Source organism: Acinetobacter sp. 148 (genome assembly GCF_031196675.1).
Lineage (GTDB): Bacteria > Pseudomonadota > Gammaproteobacteria > Pseudomonadales > Moraxellaceae > Acinetobacter > Acinetobacter baumannii.
The window spans coordinates 1-17,947 of the sequence record NZ_JAVIMT010000039.1 but is presented as its reverse complement, the minus strand read 5'-3'; the positions used below and the strand labels follow the sequence as shown (position 1 = coordinate 17,947).

Here is a 17,947-nt window from a genome sequence, read left to right as displayed (position 1 = left end):
AACACGCCCATTGGCACCTCTAGTCTATTTTGGAGTAACTAAAAGCCCTAATGGGTCTATCCATTTTAAAGGGTTTGGAGCATATAAATATTTATTTTCTCCTCCTAAAAACCCTAATGGATCTTTACTTATGAACCGCCCCAAATAAGGCAATAATATCGATAGCGATTGTAATGTAATCCTGTCTCTTCATCAAAATACTGACCTTGGAAACGGATATTATTACTGATGATCTCAGAGTCTTCAAAGAAGTTAGATTTAACTTTTTCAGCTTTACACTCACCCCAAGCCTTATATTCAGCTTTCCAAATGAACGCACCTGTATGATCCGTCATTTCTTGTGGCATACCCAAATGGTCACAATGATAGAACCAAAAATCTTTAAAGTCTTTTGCAGTTTTGGCTACTTTCCATAATGGGTCACGTTGTAAACTATAAGACTTATCTGCCCAGTCAGGTGTTTGATGAAGCTCTATTTCTTCTGCATAAACCGCCTGTACCAGCGGTACAAATGAATCTTTCTCATATATATAATNNACTCATAAGCAAGTGTATTGCCATCCCATCCATAAATGCTATAAATGATGTTATACTCACCACCAGTATGATGATGTTTACTTCTTTTTTGAATACGGCGGTCTAAAGCATCATAGCGGTACTCTGCCGTATATTCAGCATTACGACTTTTAATCAGTCGCCCACATGCTTCCCACTCAAGATATAAATTACCCTTAGTTGATTTCTGGCAAACAAGTTGTCCATAAACATCATATTTGTATTTTTGGTCTAAATATTCTTTAACTACGTTGTTAACCAAACGATTATAACCATAGCCTGTTTGATCTAGCTTTTGTGAATGGCTTTGAACTTTCTGACTATGGTATGAATCTAGAATATTACTCGCTGGGTCAAAACTAAACGTTTCTTTACCTAACTTACTACTAGCCTCAAGCAAACGCCCAACTGGGTCATATTTATAATTGATATTCCCTCTACGCGTATTATTAATTCTTGTTAATTGACCAGTTTTATCGTACTGATATAAACGTTGATTCAACTGCTGGGTTTCTTGAATTGCATTGGGTCTGGCTAACTTGATCATTTGACGGATACCCGAACTCATGACCATTAACAATATTTTGTTGGGTTAAACGTCCCATCGTATCGTAATGTTGTTCTTGGCTAATTCCGTTGGCATAGTGACGAACGATTTTACGGTGTAAATCATCACGCTCAGAGCTAACAAAGTCTTGGCCGTTTACTATTAAACTTTGTACATGACCGCTACCATACGAAACACTATTAATGTTTTGGTATCCCAAGAAATTTATTTCAAGTTCAAATTTATTAACAGTATTTACAATTTTTTTGTTTACTACGTAGATATAAGTTTTATCAGTATTTCTAACAATATAATTAAACAATTAGTTTTTTAAGAGCTCAAAAATCACCCTATTAAACATCTTATTTTAAAGTAGTACTTCAAATATATAGAAGTACTACTTTTAATTTTGGAATACCCTTTATACCTTAACCATAAAAAAATTCTAAAAAATAGTCTACATCCAATACTACATTTTCTTTTATAAGAATTTTCTTTAGTTCTTCTAAGAAACCTGTCTTATATCCTCCATTTTCACCTCTAGGGTTAGATTCATATAAGTCAATAATTAAATTTTGTACAACATTAATTTGCGAAAAAAAATCAAATAAATTTTTAGCAATGATATGTAATTCATCGCCTGAAATACATGCTCCTATCTCGCCATTATTATGATTTATGTATACGACATTTAAATCATGCTGTGTTAAGAATACTGTAACACTTTCCCCATTGAATATATCTTCAAAAATATATTGAATATTGTCTAACGAATCTTTTCCTAAAAAATCATTTATATTCCCTCCTAGATCAATATTAAAATCATTTTCAGGAATACAACTTAAATAGCTTTTAAACAGATCATCATTATCAAAATTATCCGGATTAATAAGGAATCTTTCACCATAAATTATTTCATTATATTTATCAACTTCCTCTAATAATTTTTTAAAACAAACCTGCACTATTAAGACTCCCTTTTTAATAAAATTAAATAATATCAAATATTTTTATCTAAAAATCACTCAAACTCAACACAAAACTAAAAATATTCAAAGGGATATCTTTCATATAAACCTTCATTAATAGAATTGACTAATTTCTTAAATTGATCTTGTTCAACTTTATTAAGCTCTTCGTTTATATCCAATTCTTCTTCAAGTTGTTGATAAGAAAATGCCATTTTAAGAAAGTTTTCAAAATTAATTTTCATATCTAAAAACTGATTAATATTCAGATACTTTCCTTGGTTATGATCATAAAACAAGATATTATTTTTTGTCTTATTTACAAACCACTCATCACCTTGACCAGTACGACCAATTATCCAAACTTTCTCACTAATTTCAGGATAATTTTCATGAAGATATTGATTTTCTTTTAATGCTATTTCGTACCCAAAAATTATAATATCAGGTGTAATTTCTATTTCTCTATATTTACTTAAAAAAGATAAATAATTATCATCAAGCTTAGGTAGTTTGCCAAATTTCTTTATTTCGCTACTTCTTTCAAATAATTTCGCTTTAATTTCTCGATCTGTCATTAATTTATCAAACATTTCATATACCTTTTAACTTACTGTAATTGAAAAAAGTTTGTACCTTTAACAGCTGTAGCATTGTGCTTTCCAATACGCTCTTTCCTTGCTAATGTTCTCAAGCGTTGCTCTAAGATTTCCTTCGATTCAGCTTGTGACAAATTCATAGCTTCAACTTGGTTTAAAATTCCTCCCCAAGTTTTATTCCAATTCTGACCAGTACTCGAACTGTTAGTATGAATACTTGGAGATTTAGTATACTTTTCTTTTGGAAGATTATAATAAAAAGCCTCATTTGTTTAATAATGAGGCTTTATTTACGTCTTGAGAATTACTTCACAATACTATTCATTTGAAAAAACAACCAACTTTCCTTCTGGCAAATGGCCATCCCAACCACAGGGAAACCCATCATTTAAATATACTTCTAGAATATCTTTCCAAATTTTAGGAAAATAATCATTTGCATAGCATTGAAAAATTATTTCTATATCTCGATACATTAACTCAATTAATAAACAAGACTCATCATATTCCCATTTTTCGACTGCTCCATTAAAGTCTTTTTCATGAAAGTCAAAAAAGTTTTTTTTTCTAATTTAGCTGAAATTCTTTGGCTCCATTCAAAGCTTTCTGGAAAAACTTCATATGAATTTGAAACAGTTTCCCATTCATCAAAACTATCAAAGTCATCATTCGTAGCATAATTGATACCAACCTTAGCATCAGTAATGATTTTATAATCTCCACTTATCAGAAATGGTTTATTAAAGAAATTTCCTTGTTCTAAAAAATTAATAAATGCAGAAGCAGCCTCTAAGACCTCATCCCAATTTTTCATTATTTACCTCTAACATGATTTCTAACAGTTCCTTTCCAATCGCTTTTCACACCTGGTACACCATTTGGATGCCCTTTACCATACATAGTTTGTCTACCAATAATTAATTGATTTTTTAAACCCGCTTGTATAATTGCCAATCTTTTACATCCTGGTACACTTGATTTCATTCTCGCAGCAATATTCATTGCTCCTTCAGCAGCTTGGCTATACCCCTTATGGTAACCATTATGTGTAGTTTTCCCAAAACCAGCTCCTGTTATTTGTTTCACATTACTATTCTTAGGAAGTGCTATTAAATTATCCGAATTATTTACATCAAAATTAGGACATATAGTTTTCGCAGCTCTTACTGAAGATGCACTTTTTGGAATTATATGATGAACTTCATAATCTTTTGGTAATGTTCCATGTACAACCTCCCAATTCTTTTGCCATTCTGATTTTAGTCCTAAAGCATCGATCCAACTTGTTGAATTCGGTGCATATGCATAAACATTAAACCCACCCAGCAATCCAATCGGGTCTTTACTAATAAATCTACCTACATACGGCGAATAATAACGATAACGGTTGTAATGATGCGCTGTCTCTTCATCAAAATACTGACCATGGAAGCGGATATTATTGGTGACGATTTCTGAATTTTCAAAAAAGTTAAATGCTGACTTTGCTGCTTTGAGCATATGAACCATATGACGCAAGGTCTTGCATTTGTACAAAGCGTTGCTTTGCAGAAACGAGTTCACCTCACGCCTTATATTCGTTTTCTAGATCAGTTGGCTCTTATAAAGCTAAATTAAATCTCAAAATACCATTCTAAGAAATCATTAAATGATTCCCACTTTTCAATAACATCCACTCCATTTTCAGAGTAACCAATTATTTCGACACTATTTTCCTCTTTATTATAAAAATATGCCCTTTCTCCCTCAAACTCTGAAATTACATAATAATTATCATTTAAACTCAAATCTCTTCTTAAACTATTATTAATAACTCTATAATCACTATTTTCATACATCCAACATATTTGCCATAATTCAAATTTTTTTGAATAAAAACCTCCTGGATTTTCCTCTGCATGTGTATAGAAAATGCCAAAGTCAGAGCTCGTATCCAAATTTAACTCTTTCAGAATCTCTCTATACCTTTCACAATCGATATCTACATTTTCAAACCAAGCATTTTTTTGCTTCAAATAATTAATTACTTTAGAACTTAACATAATTTCACCTTTATAAAGGACAGCCACTACTAGTATTTCGTCTTTCTAACTCTTTATTTGCTCTATCGTTCCAATATCCGTCCCTATCATCATTAAAATCATCTCTATTAACAGGATAGTCAGGATGCTGTTTTGGTCTATACGGATGAAGAGCTGGTAAGGCCCTATTTTTACTATGGCTGTTTCCAGACAATTCGAATAAAGGCCTATTTGCATTTTGTTTTGAGTGATGTAAATTAACAGATGACCAGCCATTAGCTGTTTAATCCTATGTGCATCACCTCTTAAAGCTCTATCTAGATTTGTTTCAGTCTTCCCACCACGAGTAGTAAATTTTTGATCCCAGTCTATTTCTTGTTGATAAACTGTATATTCGATATTTGTTTTTGTTCCTATATGAGTAGTCTTTTTATTAAATATCTTTGTTAAACCTAGAGGATCAATCCATACAATAGGATTAGGAGCATACTGATACATATTAGACCCACCAATAATCCAATCGGGTCTTTAGAAATGAATCTTCCTACATAAGGTGAGTAATAGCGGTTTCTATTGTAGTGAAGTCCTGTCTCTTCATCAAAATACTGCCCTTGGAAACGTATATTATTTGAAATAATTTCACTGTTTTCGAAGAAATTCGACTTGGCTTTTTCTGCTTTACACTCACCCCATGCTTTATATTCAGCTTTCCAAATAATTGAACCAGTATGGTCAGTCATTTTTTGTGGTGTACCCAAATGATCACAATGATAGAACCAAAAATCTTTAAAGTCTTTTGCAGTTTTGGTTACTTTCCATAATGGGTCACGTTGTAAACTATAAGGCTTATCTGCCCAGACAGGTGTTTGATGAAGCTCTATTTCTTCTGCATAAACCGCCTGTACCAGCGGTACAAATGAATCTTTCTCATATATATAATGCTTGGTAATTTGCTCATTCGACTCATAAGTAAGTGTATTGCCATCCCATCCATAAATGATGTTCTGTTCTCGACCTGTATGGTGATGCTTACTCCTCTTTTGAATGCATCATAGCGATATTCTGCCGTATATTGACTATTACAGCTCTTCACCATACGGCCATAGACACCACATAATAGAATTTGATAGATTCAGATTTCTTCTTTTTTTTTAATTTTTAGTGTTGTGATGCTTATCACTAATCAGATGTAATGATTTATCTGCCCAAAGTATATTTCCAAAAATTAAAAAAATTTATTAATTTTAATTAAGACTGAATCATCCAGTCTTAATTCCAATATACTAAAAAGTTCTTAATTTATAATTTAAATCCACTCTTTTACATTTTTCAAAATATTACCCTTATTGATTGACTCATCTAAGTTATGATAAACATCTATCAAAATTATATTTAAAAAATCACGAACATCCAAAATATTATAAAAACTACAATTCCTCATAAAAATTAATTTATTCTTTTTTGCCATCTCATATAGACCTAGTCCAATTTCATATTCAAATTTCTTATATTCATCATTTTCTATTTCCGGATAAACAGAAACATCAATAACAAAGTTATAAATCGAATTATTAATTTTCCTTTCCAACTTAGCATAAAAAATATTTTTATAGAGATAAATCTCTGACATCTTAAATTTATTATCTTCATTTAACTGATTTAGCCAATTACAATTGACATCGTAAAGATAGTTCTTAGAAATAAACCAGCTCGAAGGAATCTTTAATGGTAACAAAAATTCTTTATTTAAAAAGTATTCTAAATCATTCATACTCATCTTACAGCCTTTTTCATATAAGAATTATAACGTTGCTTTGATATAGGATGCCCATGGAATTCATTTGTTGATGAGACTTCAATCCTCATATATTGAGTCACCTTTCCTTCATCAAAAATATTATTTCTTTCAATATCAAAGAATAAAATCCAGATTTTAATTAATTTTCAAAAAAAAATATAATGATCTTTAAATCCATATTTAAATTTAATATATTTTAACGCAGAGACATAACCAAATTGGCTCAGCTTATTCACTAATTCAAGCACATCTTTAATATTAAAGTTATTATCAATAATATACACATCTGTTTGATTTAAACTATATATTTCCCAAAAAATACCAATATCTGTATTTCGGATATTAAAACACGGTAAATCTGTTAAATCTATTTCCTGAATTACTACAACCTCTTTATCTATTAAATTTTCACTATTTATATAAGAATTTAACTTAACTCCATCCTCCTTATTAAAATCTGAATATGATAAAATAAAATTTATTAGATTCAGATTGAAATTTATATTTTTTTCAGAGCTTATTTTTCATCAATAGCTTTTCCCATCTACGATTAAACCTTTTTATACAATAAATGTGTATTTACTGCCTATCCAAATTAATTAATTTTTAATAAAAAACATCAATTTCTTAATATTTCCCCTAAATTACTCTTCCTTACTAAATCTTCTAAAATTACTAATATTATAAGTTTTCATCTTGAATAATTTCATTTAAATTAAGCAATAAAAATAGTAGAAAATATTAATTAACCCCAATAAATTAAAAATATTTTCCACATCAAACTCAATAAAATTTAAAATTTTATTTTCACTTGATTTAGCTACACTTAAACAAAGTTTATATTCAAAACCAATATATTCGGCATCTAAATATTATTAGATATAATATTTGATATATTATCCTTTAAGCTCTTTATATCCCTACACTCTTTTTCAATTATAGGTGATTCCCAATTCATATCTTTTATTAATACAACTCTAAAAAAACCCTCTACATCTAGATCCGGATACCATCCGACATCCAATTTTTTATTATTAAAAGAAATTTGTAATAAATCTTCAGATAAATCAAAAACTGTATCTTCATTTATTACAAAATTATCATCAATCCAAGAAATGGAGTCATGACTAACAACTCCATCTTTAATATCAATATTCCACCAAATATTCATTATGACCTCTTTAGATATTTATTGTATGTATCTTTTTATATCGAATGACCATATATTATCCTTTGCGAACAATCAATAAGCATACATTCTATTTCTTTTCCACTATTAGCTTCAATTATATCGGATGACTTAATACTTTCCATATTGAATTCTTACCTGCACTAACATTTAATTTAGTACCATTAGCCCAAGCTACTCGCTCAATTGTCTGAATATTAATATCAGATTTATATTTAGCAGTATTACCATTTTTTGTACTATTTACTATCTGCTTCCAACTTAATTTATTTTCTGGTACATGCTTATTTCAATGATTACTCCATCCAATATTTATTGAATTCTCACATAGGATTGATTAAAAAGGCATGATCACAACAATAGAACCATACCTCATATTCCATTTTAAAAACCCATAAAGTTGGATAATAGGTTTATAATAGACTATTATATACATTTTATCAAATCAAAAATAATTACAAATATTATTTTTTATATGAGAGAGATATCTACTAAATTGGCCACACAAATTTATTCAACTCATCTTCGCTCAAAAACATAAAACTAAAATCATCAGAATCTCTCCATTGAGCCAAACTAAGGTCAAAAATATTTATACCTTGATATTTATTTTTTTCAATTTCTTCTTTAACAAACTCACTGATAAAAAAAGTATCTTGAGCAGAATCCATGTTATCAATTTTCAATATATCAATATCTAAATTATTTAAAAACTCTGCCTTTTCTAAAACTAAAAAATCATTATCCAATCTATAAGTTGACTTATTTAAATCTAAGACATTTTTAAAATCAAAAATTTGATTAAATCTAAAAATATAATAATTTTTGTTATTTATTATTTCCAAACCCTCATTCAAAACTTCAACTCTTATAAAATCAGAATTAATATATTTTCCAATAGTATTTTTAAAAACTTCATCAACAATATATATATTTTCATTTATATTTCTAATACTTATTTCTATTTTTTTACTTTTTAAGATAAGTACACCTTCGATTGGTAAATCAAAGTTTTTGCTAGTTTTATAACTATACCATGGTAAAGATCCACATTCGATATTTTGGCTAGCTTGCTCTTTATTCATATATAGAACAGCATCATCCACAATTGAAATTGGGCAAAGACTACTTTGCGTCGCACTTAAAACAAAATACTTCATATTTATTTAATCCTAACTTAATCTGATTGGTTTTGTACCAAATGTTATTAAAACAAGTCTCATACTTGACTGTAAATTTGCCGCTTTATCTCTAGCTTGAGAAGCGGTTATTTTCTTACTTTCAAATTCTCTCTGTATTTTTCCTAAATTTTGATTAATACCTGCAGATTAAATTGGATGTGATCCACAATGATATAATTGGCGCTTCATTTGTTTTGCTTTAGCTTCACTGGGAGGCATTAAAACGCCATTTTCTGCTTTATCTCTATTTCCACCAATACCAATATCATCTAAAAAATCTTTGCGCTTGGCACAAATTTCTTCAGGAATAATATGATGAGCTTGTAAATGATCACCTTTTACTCCTCCTAAATTTCTGTTTAATGTGGTACTGCATAATCCCTTACTATCTATCCATGTAATCGGTTTTTTAGCATATACATAAACATTATTACCACCCAATAATCCAATCGGATCTTTACTAATAAACCGCCCTACATACGGCGAATAATAACGATAATGGTTGTAATAAAGCCCCGTTTCCCCATCAAAATACTGGCCTTGGAAACGGATGTTATTACTAATAATTTCTGAATTCTCAAAGAAATCTGACTTAGTCGGTTCTACCTTACACTCGCCCCAAGCTTTATATTGAGCTTTCCAGACAATAGCACCTGTATGGTCGTTCATTTCTTGCGGTGTGCCTAAATGTTCGCAGTGATAGAACCATACATTATCAAATTCTTTACCCTGTTTTTCAATTTCCCAAAGTGGGGCATGGTGTATATTATAAGGTCTATCTGACCAATCTAGGGTTTGATTTTTAATATTAATTTTATTTCTTAAAATTATTTTAATTAAAATATTCATTTCTTGTCCAGAGACGTTATCTTTTCAATAACTTATTTCTTGAATCACTTAGTTATTTATAGTAGGATCCTAAAGAGTCTTCATAGAAATGAGTTATTATACTAAATATCTAATAAGTTAAAAAATATAAATTTAGTATCTATTCTTCTTTCCATACATCTTCGTAACCCTTTTTATCTATTACAAATCTAAAACCTTCTTCTAATGCTTAATAAGGAATAACTTCGGGAAGATAGTTTTCTAAATGAGATATATGCATTGGTTTAAAGAAATCATCATCTTCAGAAAATTCTCCACAATAGAAAAACCATGAGATATTTTCTCCTTCTTCAAGTATATTACGTATTCCTGTAATTGGTATTTTTTCCAATGAATCTAAAGCTACAGCAACCATTTCATTTTCCGAAGGTTTCACAAACTTAGAATTAAATTTTTTACATATGTTTTTTGGTATTTCAATTATAGACATATTTACACTTAAAACCCTCACTTATTTTTTTGATGCATTTTTCAATGCTTATTACACGGCTACGCTCATCATATTACCACTTGGTCTCTTTACCTATATCTAGTCTTTTATTTATGATTTAACAATCAATCTCTTACCCCCCTTCAAAGAACAAGGAATTTCTTTATTAACTAAATATTCAACATAACTAGACTTTTGCTAAAAATTTACTAACAAGTAGATAACAAATAAAAGTAGAATTTATTATAATCAACATAAATTAATCCCACTCATATTCACCAATATAGGTGAGCGTATTATATTTTTTATCTTTACTAACTTTAATTGGATCATCCCCCCAATAATAAAACATAGCATTAGCTTTATTAATACCTTTTTCCAAACAGTCTTTTAGCATCTTTTCATGATGTTTAGGCTCTGGAGTTTCTTCAATAATAAACTTTAAATCATCTACTTCTTTATCAAAATAATATCCCATAAAGTCCTGATCTAGCCAATCCAAACCTACTTCTTTACAAAAATTTGGCAATCCTTCGGAATCATCAAAATAATCCCAATACTCTTGTTCACTTATCTCAGTTAATGCCAACCAAAGATGAAGTTTAGTTTTGAAAGACATTACAGCCCCCTAGTTAATTCTATATATTTTTCAATTATATCTTTAACGGTATTAATAGTACAACTTTCCTATATATTTAGAATTAACATTATTTTTTAAAAATTAGGATAAAGATCACTACTATGACAATAGAAAACTTATACCAGTCATAATAAAAACTTAGCTATTGATTAAAATATTATCCTTAGAAAAATATCGAACTAATAAATTTAAGATTAACTAAATAGAGATGCTCTTAAAAATTCTACAAATTAGCACTTCTTATCCCACCAATCTAATAATGTTTCATCTTCAAAATATTCATAGTTTTTATAAATATTAGTAAATGACCAATTATTACCTGACAATTGGCTAAAATTAATAAAAAAACTGTTAATATTTTGAATACCTTGGGCAGAGGGTACAGTAATAGCCATATTGTTTCCACTCAAACCATCTATAGTTCCTCCTAAATAGTCTAAAAGTTCACTTTTAAAATCTTCATAATCTTCAAGTGTTAAATTCGCTTCATAAATATGGATATTAAAATTCCCTCCTCGACATATAATTTTTACGGGCTCATCACTATTAATGAATTCAAAAGTATCTCCTTTTGCTAAATTTAGAGCCAATCCTGGCGCAGATAGTAGCTTATAGATGTTCCCATCTATACATTCTACGAGGACTTCCTCTAATCTAGTTTTACCAGAGCTAGTTTTTCCTGCATAAATACTTAAAGTTTTAAAATTATCATGCATATGGCGCTCCACAACTTTACTCTTTACAAGATACACTTTCTTTAACATAACCACTATTTTCTGCGCTTAAATTAATATTTTTATCTGAATTACCAATTCTATTCATTTTATTATATGTAACACAAAAATAAATTAAATTTATCAGTATTTTTACTAATATTTTCTACAAAAATTGATGACTCAACTAATTCTTTAAAGTTTGAAAGAACATTTCTCATTAAAATTTTATCTTTTCTTTTGACGAAATTTTTCAAAAATATAAGAAATTAAGCTAAAAGAACCTTTCAATTTAATTATTAATAGTAAAATAAAATTTATTCTAATCTCATACACATTTTAAAAACTTCAAATCTTGAACCATTTAATTTAAAACATTTATTATTAAAAAAACCTTGCAATGACAAAGACTTTTCAATAACTAAATTTCAAGCTACATTAATAACTCAAATCACATTAATTAATTTAATGCTGCCAAAAACCTGCAACTATTTTACCAGTTTCTTTTTGCTTGAATATATACAAAGCGCCATAAGCAAAGATATAAGTACCCTTAAGTGTATTGTCTGTATAAAAATCCTCATCAATTTATATAAAAAACTCAAAATTATCTTTATTCAAATTTTCAAAATAATAGTTTTCTTCTTGAATAAGATTTAGTGTCTTTGAATAGGTAATTAAATTAAATTCATCATCTTCTACTTCATCATATCCAGCAATAAATTTAGTGTTCAATTCTTTTGCTGTATAATCTGTAATATTACTTTCATTTGAATATTTATGTATAAAAATTTTAACTGCAATATTTGGATAAATATTATTATCTATTCTTTCATCAAATAATTTATGAACAAATATACTTAAATACTCTCTATTATTTTCATGATTTTGAAAAGTCATATAGAAAACATAATCTTTCAATTCATCTTTTTTTTCAGTAAGTATTATTGGTATATTTCCACCTATACGCCCAATGCTACCAGCCTGCTCACTATTAATTTTTGCAATATAATTCATGAATTTACTTCCTAATTTAATCAAAATTGTTACTTATCACAAGGTATCAAATTATTTGCCTTACCATATTTTATAGCTTCATCTCTGAGCTCATGCGCTTTTTGTGTCGCAAAAGCTTTTGCATTGGCTGGTTCCCAACCTCTGTTCTTAACAAGATCATCGTACATTCCTCTTCTTGTTAATGCGGTATTTCTATTGATATGTTGCATTATGTCTTGATTTTTTCAGTTTCTGCGGGTCATGCATACCATATTTAGACTGAAGTTTCGAAATATATTTATGCATATCATTTTGTTGAATTGCAATCGCTGGATTAGTCTTAGCAATACCACCTGAACGACCAGTAATTTTCCCATTTTGTCTTAACCATGCATTTTGAATTAACTCATGAGCGTCAAGATTGTCGTTCATATGAGACTTATCTTTATATCCTGCTATTCCGAATTCATTTTGAAGTCCTAAACTATCAACCCATACGATTGGATTTGGTGCGTATGCATATGAGTTATCTCCTCCCAATAACTTAATCGGGTCTTTGGAAATAAAACGCCCTACATACGGTGAATAGTAACGATAACGGTTGTAATATAAGCTCTGTTTCTACTCTACATATAGTTCTATAATTTTTTAGTCTTCTGTTAAATAAGTATATAATTCATTCAATCATTGAAATAAATCATTTTTATCTTCAAAATAAACACTTGATAATTTTGAAATATAATCTTTGTCAATATTTTTGATCTGTAAAATTATATTCATTTCGCGAATTAAAGAAGCTAATCTTTCAGATTTAGAAACTTTTTTATATTCATTAATTATTTCTTGATCTCTTAGATCTTCATAATCAGCATCACTAAACCAAGCTCCTAATAATTGATATGTTAAGGGGAAATGAATTTGAAAGTTTTCCTGTATTAATAAACTCCTATTCTGGGTGTGAAGTCAAAATTGTGTATTTACCATTACCTGTACTTTTCAGCACAACTTTGGCATCATATCTATCACTTATAGTTTTTTACCTACTACCAAGCCCCTCACCAGTCACATCTATTCCATTTCCTATTACCTTTTTATCACCAGAATACAATTTCTTTAAAAATATTATTAGTCATTTCATCAATAACCATAAATTAACTATCTCCTTTAGGTTTAAAGTATTGTAATACCCATATCTTAGGAGGATGGATATTTAATTGATAATTAAAGTTGATTTCTAACTTTTTCGAGAATTCTATTGGATGATTAAAGATAACCTTCACAAGAGTTCTAATAATTACCTCACATTTTCAATAGAATTTATTTTCGCTACAATTTCATCTTTAGTAAGTGAAAAATCCCCCTCTTCGCCTGCATCCATTCCAATCAATTCATCAATCAAATTTTGTAAATCCTCACTAAGTTCTAAATAATCTATATCAAGACGAATTAAATATACTTCTTTAGCAACTATCTGATAATCAAATATTTCATTTTTTAAAATTAAATGAAGTTTATCTAATACAATTTTATCAATATTACGTAACATTATAAAGAATATCCTTTTTTATAGCCCACCCGTTTTAAGTCACTTTACTTTGATCTATATCTAATTTTATTGGTGGGTATACCTTTAACAAAACGATCATGAGCATACTAAATAAAATGAATTAGCTTTTGGATAGACTCAACAACATACCCCGAATTATACAATTTAATAAAATTATTAAAGTCCTATTTATATTAAAAAATTGAACTTTAATTTATTTTTTCAATATTAAATTCAGATCTGGCTATTATTTCACAAAAACAGTTTTGTGAAATAATTAAAAATTTATTTAAATTCAATCTACCTAGTGGATCAAATCTTTTAAAATCTTCCTTATCCGTATTCTCAACTTTATAAACACCAGCTTGCCAATTAGTAGTTTCAAATATACTCATATCATATTTCTTTTCAATTTCTTCAGGCCACATTTCATTAACCTCATAATAACATGTAGCTACTGTATTAAAATTTATTTTAAAAAAAACTAAATCTTCAGATTCCTTTTCCTCTCCATCCATAATGATAGTCAGAGACTCATCATCTTGAATTAAATTTAACTCAAATATACTTCCTATTAAATATATATGTTCAAAACTTAGAAAACTTAACTTGTTCATGTTATTTCCTTTAAAATGGACATAAAACATTTCTTAATTCACCAGAATCATCTTTGTTTTTTGTGACATCAATAGTTTTAGAAGTACCATCCTTCAACAAATGTTTCGGGGCTTTATCATATGGCACTAAAATAGCGCTATCAGGTTTAATATTTGCCTCACTAACTGCTCTAATCCTCTATTGTTTAAAGTGATAGGAACTCCTGTTTTAGGGTCAATTATATAAGAAATAACAAACTCATTAGCGCTGACTTTGCCACTTTTTAGATCTTTAGCAACATCACTTATATCTCGCCCTCTAATTAAATCTGATGCTTGAGAACCAATATTTGAGAATTGTGGTGCAACTCGTTTCTGCCCAAAATGTATATTTTCAGGAAAAGATGTTATTTCACCATGTGTAAAGGGGTCAAAACCACTCAATCCCAAAGGATCAATCTACCCTACTGGACTCAGCGTATAAGTATATACCTTATCTCCCCCCAATTAATCCAATCGAGTCTTTGGAAATAAAACGTCCTACCTAATAATTTCATTATTTACTAAGTTATATCATTTAAAGCTTCATATAGTTTAGTTTTAATAATATAGGCTGGTATATTAATTACTTTAAGTAATGTAAAAGCCCAATCTAAACTATCACCTATATCTTCAGAAGGTGGTTTAGTCCATAAAGGTATAATAGAAAACTTTAGTTCAGGCTCACTATTAATATTAAAGTCAATATCTTTTTCCTCTATATATTTCATTATTTTTATTCTTCTATTAATTATCTCTTTTTCATCAATATTACTTTTACCATCAAACCAGAATGACTTAGCTTTTTGAATAGACTCTATAATATATTCTGAATTAATATTATTTAATAAAGGTATTATTTTATAGCAAAATTTTATGTATACAAAATATGCTTGCTCTAGTTCCAAATCATACAATTGGTCTATCAAATTATCCAACTCTTAATTTCCCTACTATCACATACTTTAAAAAAATTTATCAAAAGATTACCACTTAAATTAAGTAGCAAGAAAAATAAGAATCATCTTTAATACTTATTTTTCTTTTGGATGGAATAGTTATACCCCGCACTTGTTTTAAATAAAATCCTATTTCTTCAATATTATTTTATCAATTTTATTTTTTATAATTATCTTTTCGTCTTTTTTTAAATTATTATATCTTTCAAAAAAATCTCCCCCCAAAACTCTAGCAGACCCATTTAAATATACTTCCTCTATATCCTCTTCTTTTATATCACAACAACCATTTATAAACTTATTATCAAAATTTATATAAATATTACCAAAAAAATTATTTTGAAAATCAATTGGAAATATATATTTCTCCCTATCTTTATCTTTTTTTGAGAAAAAAGAAAATCCTGCAAAACCACTTTTAAACAGATTCATATTTTCCTCTAAATAATCATGATAATAAGCTATATCATAAATATATAAATTATTATCTATATAAAATTTTTCACTATACACCTTCACCTTATTATATTTAAACATCTTATTTTGCCCAAATGCTCCTTTAAAATTAATCACTTTTTCCATTGATTCCAAAACAATAATTTGGGTTGAATAATTAATTTTAAAACTTTCAGTTAAGAGATAATCATTAATATTTTTCGTAAAAAAATCAATAAATTCATTTTTTCGCCCAAGAATAATTACTACTGATTCCTTTTTAAAATAATCAGGAAGTTTAAGAAATTCTGGTATAACATCAAAAGAACACTTTAGCATCTATGGTCATCGCCTCCATATTTATTTGTAGATCTAGCATTACCATTATCATAAGTTAAATGACCATCTTGTTTTACGCCATTTTTTACTACGTAATAATGTGGCTTCTCATATTCAACTGGGTTTTTATCTTTAAAAACATGCCCTTGTGGATGTAACTGCAATTTATCATTATATTGTTTACCAGATGAGTCATTTCCCATAAATTTTAAAGAACTAGTATAACTTTGTGAGGTTGGTATACCAGCTTGACGCATGGCTTCTCTTCTTGCAGCTCGATTTGTTGAAAACTCTTTATCACCTTTAGTTGAATCTCTTCTAATTTGATTAGTAGTACTTAATCCCAAAGGATCAATCCAACTTACTGGATTTGGTGCATAAGCATATACATTATCTCCACCCAATAATCCAATCGGGTCTTTGGAAATAAAACGCCCTACATACGGTGAATAATAACGATAACGGTTGTAATGAAGCCCTGTCTCCTCATCAAAATACTGCCTTTGGAAACGGATATTATTACTGATAATCTCAGAGTCTTCAAAGAAGTTAGATTTAGCTTTTTCAGCTTTACACTCACCCCAAGCTTTGCCAAATGACCGAACCTGTATGATCCGTCATTTCTTGCGGTGTACCTAAATGGTCGCAATGATAGAACCAAAAATCTTTAAAGTCTTTTGATGTTTTCGTTACTTTCCATAATGGGTCACGTTGTAAACTATAGGGTTTATCTGCCCAGTCAGGTGTTTGACGAAGCTTTATTTCTTCTGCATAAACAGTCTGTACCAGCGGTAAAAATGAATCTTTCTCATATATATAATACTTGGTAATTTGCTCATTCGACTCATAAGCAAGTGTATTGCTATCCCATCCATAAATGATGTTATGCTCACCACCGGTATGATGATGTTTACTTCGCTTTTGAATACGGCGTCCTAACGCATCATAGCGGTACTCTGCTGTATATTCAGCATTAGGACTTTTAATCAGCCGTCCACATGCATCCCACTCAAGTTGTAAATCACTCTTACTTGATTTTTGACGACAGATTTTGCTATTTTTTGGGTTTCCAATATTCTAAACTTTCAAAAGCTCTTTCTAAATCATCCATATCATCTTCCCCTAAACTATTATCAAATTTACTAGATAAAATTCTTCTAATTCTCGCTAGTCTTTCACAAATATTATTATCATCAATAAATTTTGTAGTTTCATCTGCATATTCGATATAAGAATCAGGTAAGGTTTCAGCATAGTGAGATCCTACTTTGTGCAGAGAAACTAATATATATTCTATCTCTTTTAAAACCTCTACCATTTCATCACCAGAATAAAATATAGTTTGATTATTAACTAACATTATTTTCTCCTATGAATAGTTAAATTACACGGGTTATCTACCTCGCCTTTGATTGTAAGCTTTTCATTATGATACCTAGGGTTTTTAATGCACTCTGTTTTATTTTTTTGAACATCGAATTCTACATAGTCTGATATACGCTGAATTA

Annotated in this window: 19 protein-coding genes and 8 pseudogenes; all 27 read right to left on the bottom strand. The window is 29.0% G+C overall.

Annotation, left to right across the window (positions count from 1 at the left end):
• Positions 1-42 precede the first annotated feature (42 nt).
• Positions 43-1,400, bottom strand: a pseudogene (locus RFX69_RS07105) (RHS repeat-associated core domain-containing protein); the annotation flags it as partial.
• A gap of 130 nt (positions 1,401-1,530) precedes the next feature.
• Positions 1,531-2,067 carry a hypothetical protein gene (locus RFX69_RS07100; protein WP_001195547.1) on the bottom strand — a complete coding sequence of 179 codons (537 nt, stop codon included), beginning with the start codon at positions 2,065-2,067 and terminating at the stop codon, positions 1,531-1,533.
• A 77-nt stretch (positions 2,068-2,144) separates the two neighbouring features.
• On the bottom strand, positions 2,145-2,663 hold the full coding sequence (locus tag RFX69_RS07095) for a hypothetical protein (RefSeq protein WP_000459780.1): 519 nt from the start codon (positions 2,661-2,663) through the stop codon (positions 2,145-2,147).
• 490 nt (positions 2,664-3,153) lie between these two features.
• Positions 3,154-3,483: a hypothetical protein gene (locus RFX69_RS07090; RefSeq protein ID WP_289333031.1), complete on the bottom strand. Its 330-nt coding sequence runs from the start codon at positions 3,481-3,483 to the stop codon at positions 3,154-3,156.
• Positions 3,483-3,857 (bottom strand): annotated as a pseudogene (locus RFX69_RS19385) (AHH domain-containing protein); the annotation flags it as partial. The gene RFX69_RS07090 and the pseudogene RFX69_RS19385, both read right to left, overlap by 1 nt.
• A 72-nt stretch (positions 3,858-3,929) precedes the next feature.
• Positions 3,930-4,163: pseudogene (locus RFX69_RS19380) on the bottom strand (RHS repeat-associated core domain-containing protein); the annotation flags it as partial.
• A 119-nt stretch (positions 4,164-4,282) separates the two neighbouring features.
• Positions 4,283-4,711: a hypothetical protein gene (locus RFX69_RS07080; protein WP_057053352.1), complete on the bottom strand. Its 429-nt coding sequence runs from the start codon at positions 4,709-4,711 to the stop codon at positions 4,283-4,285.
• Positions 4,712-4,721: 10 nt separating this feature from the next.
• Positions 4,722-4,904, bottom strand: a complete 183-nt coding sequence (locus tag RFX69_RS07075; protein ID WP_227551827.1) for a hypothetical protein — start codon at positions 4,902-4,904, stop codon at positions 4,722-4,724.
• A gap of 230 nt (positions 4,905-5,134) precedes the next feature.
• Positions 5,135-5,798 (bottom strand): annotated as a pseudogene (locus RFX69_RS07070) (RHS repeat-associated core domain-containing protein); the annotation flags it as partial.
• A gap of 198 nt (positions 5,799-5,996) precedes the next feature.
• Complete coding sequence (locus RFX69_RS07065; RefSeq protein ID WP_000062299.1) at positions 5,997-6,467, bottom strand: hypothetical protein; 471 nt, start codon at positions 6,465-6,467, stop codon at positions 5,997-5,999.
• A gap of 886 nt (positions 6,468-7,353) precedes the next feature.
• Positions 7,354-7,659: a hypothetical protein gene (locus RFX69_RS07060; RefSeq protein WP_021510476.1), complete on the bottom strand. Its 306-nt coding sequence runs from the start codon at positions 7,657-7,659 to the stop codon at positions 7,354-7,356.
• Positions 7,660-8,168: 509 nt separating this feature from the next.
• Complete coding sequence (locus tag RFX69_RS07055; RefSeq protein WP_271050383.1) at positions 8,169-8,837, bottom strand: hypothetical protein; 669 nt, start codon at positions 8,835-8,837, stop codon at positions 8,169-8,171.
• A 12-nt stretch (positions 8,838-8,849) separates the two neighbouring features.
• Positions 8,850-9,659: pseudogene (locus RFX69_RS07050) on the bottom strand (RHS repeat-associated core domain-containing protein); the annotation flags it as partial.
• Positions 9,660-9,846: 187 nt separating this feature from the next.
• Positions 9,847-10,176: pseudogene (locus RFX69_RS07045) on the bottom strand (hypothetical protein).
• 259 nt (positions 10,177-10,435) lie between these two features.
• A complete protein-coding gene (locus tag RFX69_RS07040; RefSeq protein ID WP_021510479.1) occupies positions 10,436-10,795 on the bottom strand; it encodes an immunity 22 family protein in 360 nt (119 codons plus the stop codon).
• A gap of 251 nt (positions 10,796-11,046) precedes the next feature.
• Positions 11,047-11,532, bottom strand: coding sequence for a DUF4265 domain-containing protein (locus RFX69_RS07035; RefSeq protein WP_289333034.1), 486 nt, complete (start codon positions 11,530-11,532; stop codon positions 11,047-11,049).
• Positions 11,533-12,117: 585 nt separating this feature from the next.
• On the bottom strand, positions 12,118-12,546 hold the full coding sequence (locus RFX69_RS07030; RefSeq protein WP_309169039.1) for a hypothetical protein: 429 nt from the start codon (positions 12,544-12,546) through the stop codon (positions 12,118-12,120).
• Between the two features lie 192 nt (positions 12,547-12,738).
• Positions 12,739-12,957 carry a hypothetical protein gene (locus tag RFX69_RS07025; RefSeq protein WP_032061058.1) on the bottom strand — a complete coding sequence of 73 codons (219 nt, stop codon included), beginning with the start codon at positions 12,955-12,957 and terminating at the stop codon, positions 12,739-12,741.
• Positions 12,958-12,990: 33 nt separating this feature from the next.
• A pseudogene (locus RFX69_RS07020) lies at positions 12,991-13,137 on the bottom strand (RHS repeat-associated core domain-containing protein); the annotation flags it as partial.
• Between the two features lie 72 nt (positions 13,138-13,209).
• On the bottom strand, positions 13,210-13,443 hold the full coding sequence (locus RFX69_RS07015; protein ID WP_228130642.1) for a contact-dependent growth inhibition system immunity protein: 234 nt from the start codon (positions 13,441-13,443) through the stop codon (positions 13,210-13,212).
• 376 nt (positions 13,444-13,819) lie between these two features.
• On the bottom strand, positions 13,820-14,071 hold the full coding sequence (locus RFX69_RS07010) for a hypothetical protein (RefSeq protein WP_000945588.1): 252 nt from the start codon (positions 14,069-14,071) through the stop codon (positions 13,820-13,822).
• Positions 14,072-14,280: 209 nt separating this feature from the next.
• Positions 14,281-14,688, bottom strand: a complete 408-nt coding sequence (locus tag RFX69_RS07005) for a hypothetical protein (RefSeq protein ID WP_289333036.1) — start codon at positions 14,686-14,688, stop codon at positions 14,281-14,283.
• 126 nt (positions 14,689-14,814) lie between these two features.
• Complete coding sequence (locus RFX69_RS07000; protein ID WP_289333037.1) at positions 14,815-15,117, bottom strand: hypothetical protein; 303 nt, start codon at positions 15,115-15,117, stop codon at positions 14,815-14,817.
• Positions 15,118-15,230: 113 nt separating this feature from the next.
• Positions 15,231-15,644, bottom strand: coding sequence for a hypothetical protein (locus tag RFX69_RS06995; protein WP_005111424.1), 414 nt, complete (start codon positions 15,642-15,644; stop codon positions 15,231-15,233).
• 150 nt (positions 15,645-15,794) lie between these two features.
• Positions 15,795-16,439 carry a hypothetical protein gene (locus tag RFX69_RS06990; RefSeq protein ID WP_289333038.1) on the bottom strand — a complete coding sequence of 215 codons (645 nt, stop codon included), beginning with the start codon at positions 16,437-16,439 and terminating at the stop codon, positions 15,795-15,797.
• A 332-nt stretch (positions 16,440-16,771) separates the two neighbouring features.
• Positions 16,772-17,492: pseudogene (locus RFX69_RS06985) on the bottom strand (RHS repeat domain-containing protein); the annotation flags it as partial.
• A 1-nt stretch (position 17,493) separates the two neighbouring features.
• The gene (locus RFX69_RS06980) at positions 17,494-17,799 is read right to left on the bottom strand and encodes a hypothetical protein (protein WP_005128981.1); all 306 of its coding nucleotides are present in this window, start codon (positions 17,797-17,799) and stop codon (positions 17,494-17,496) included.
• Positions 17,800-17,947 lie beyond the last annotated feature (148 nt).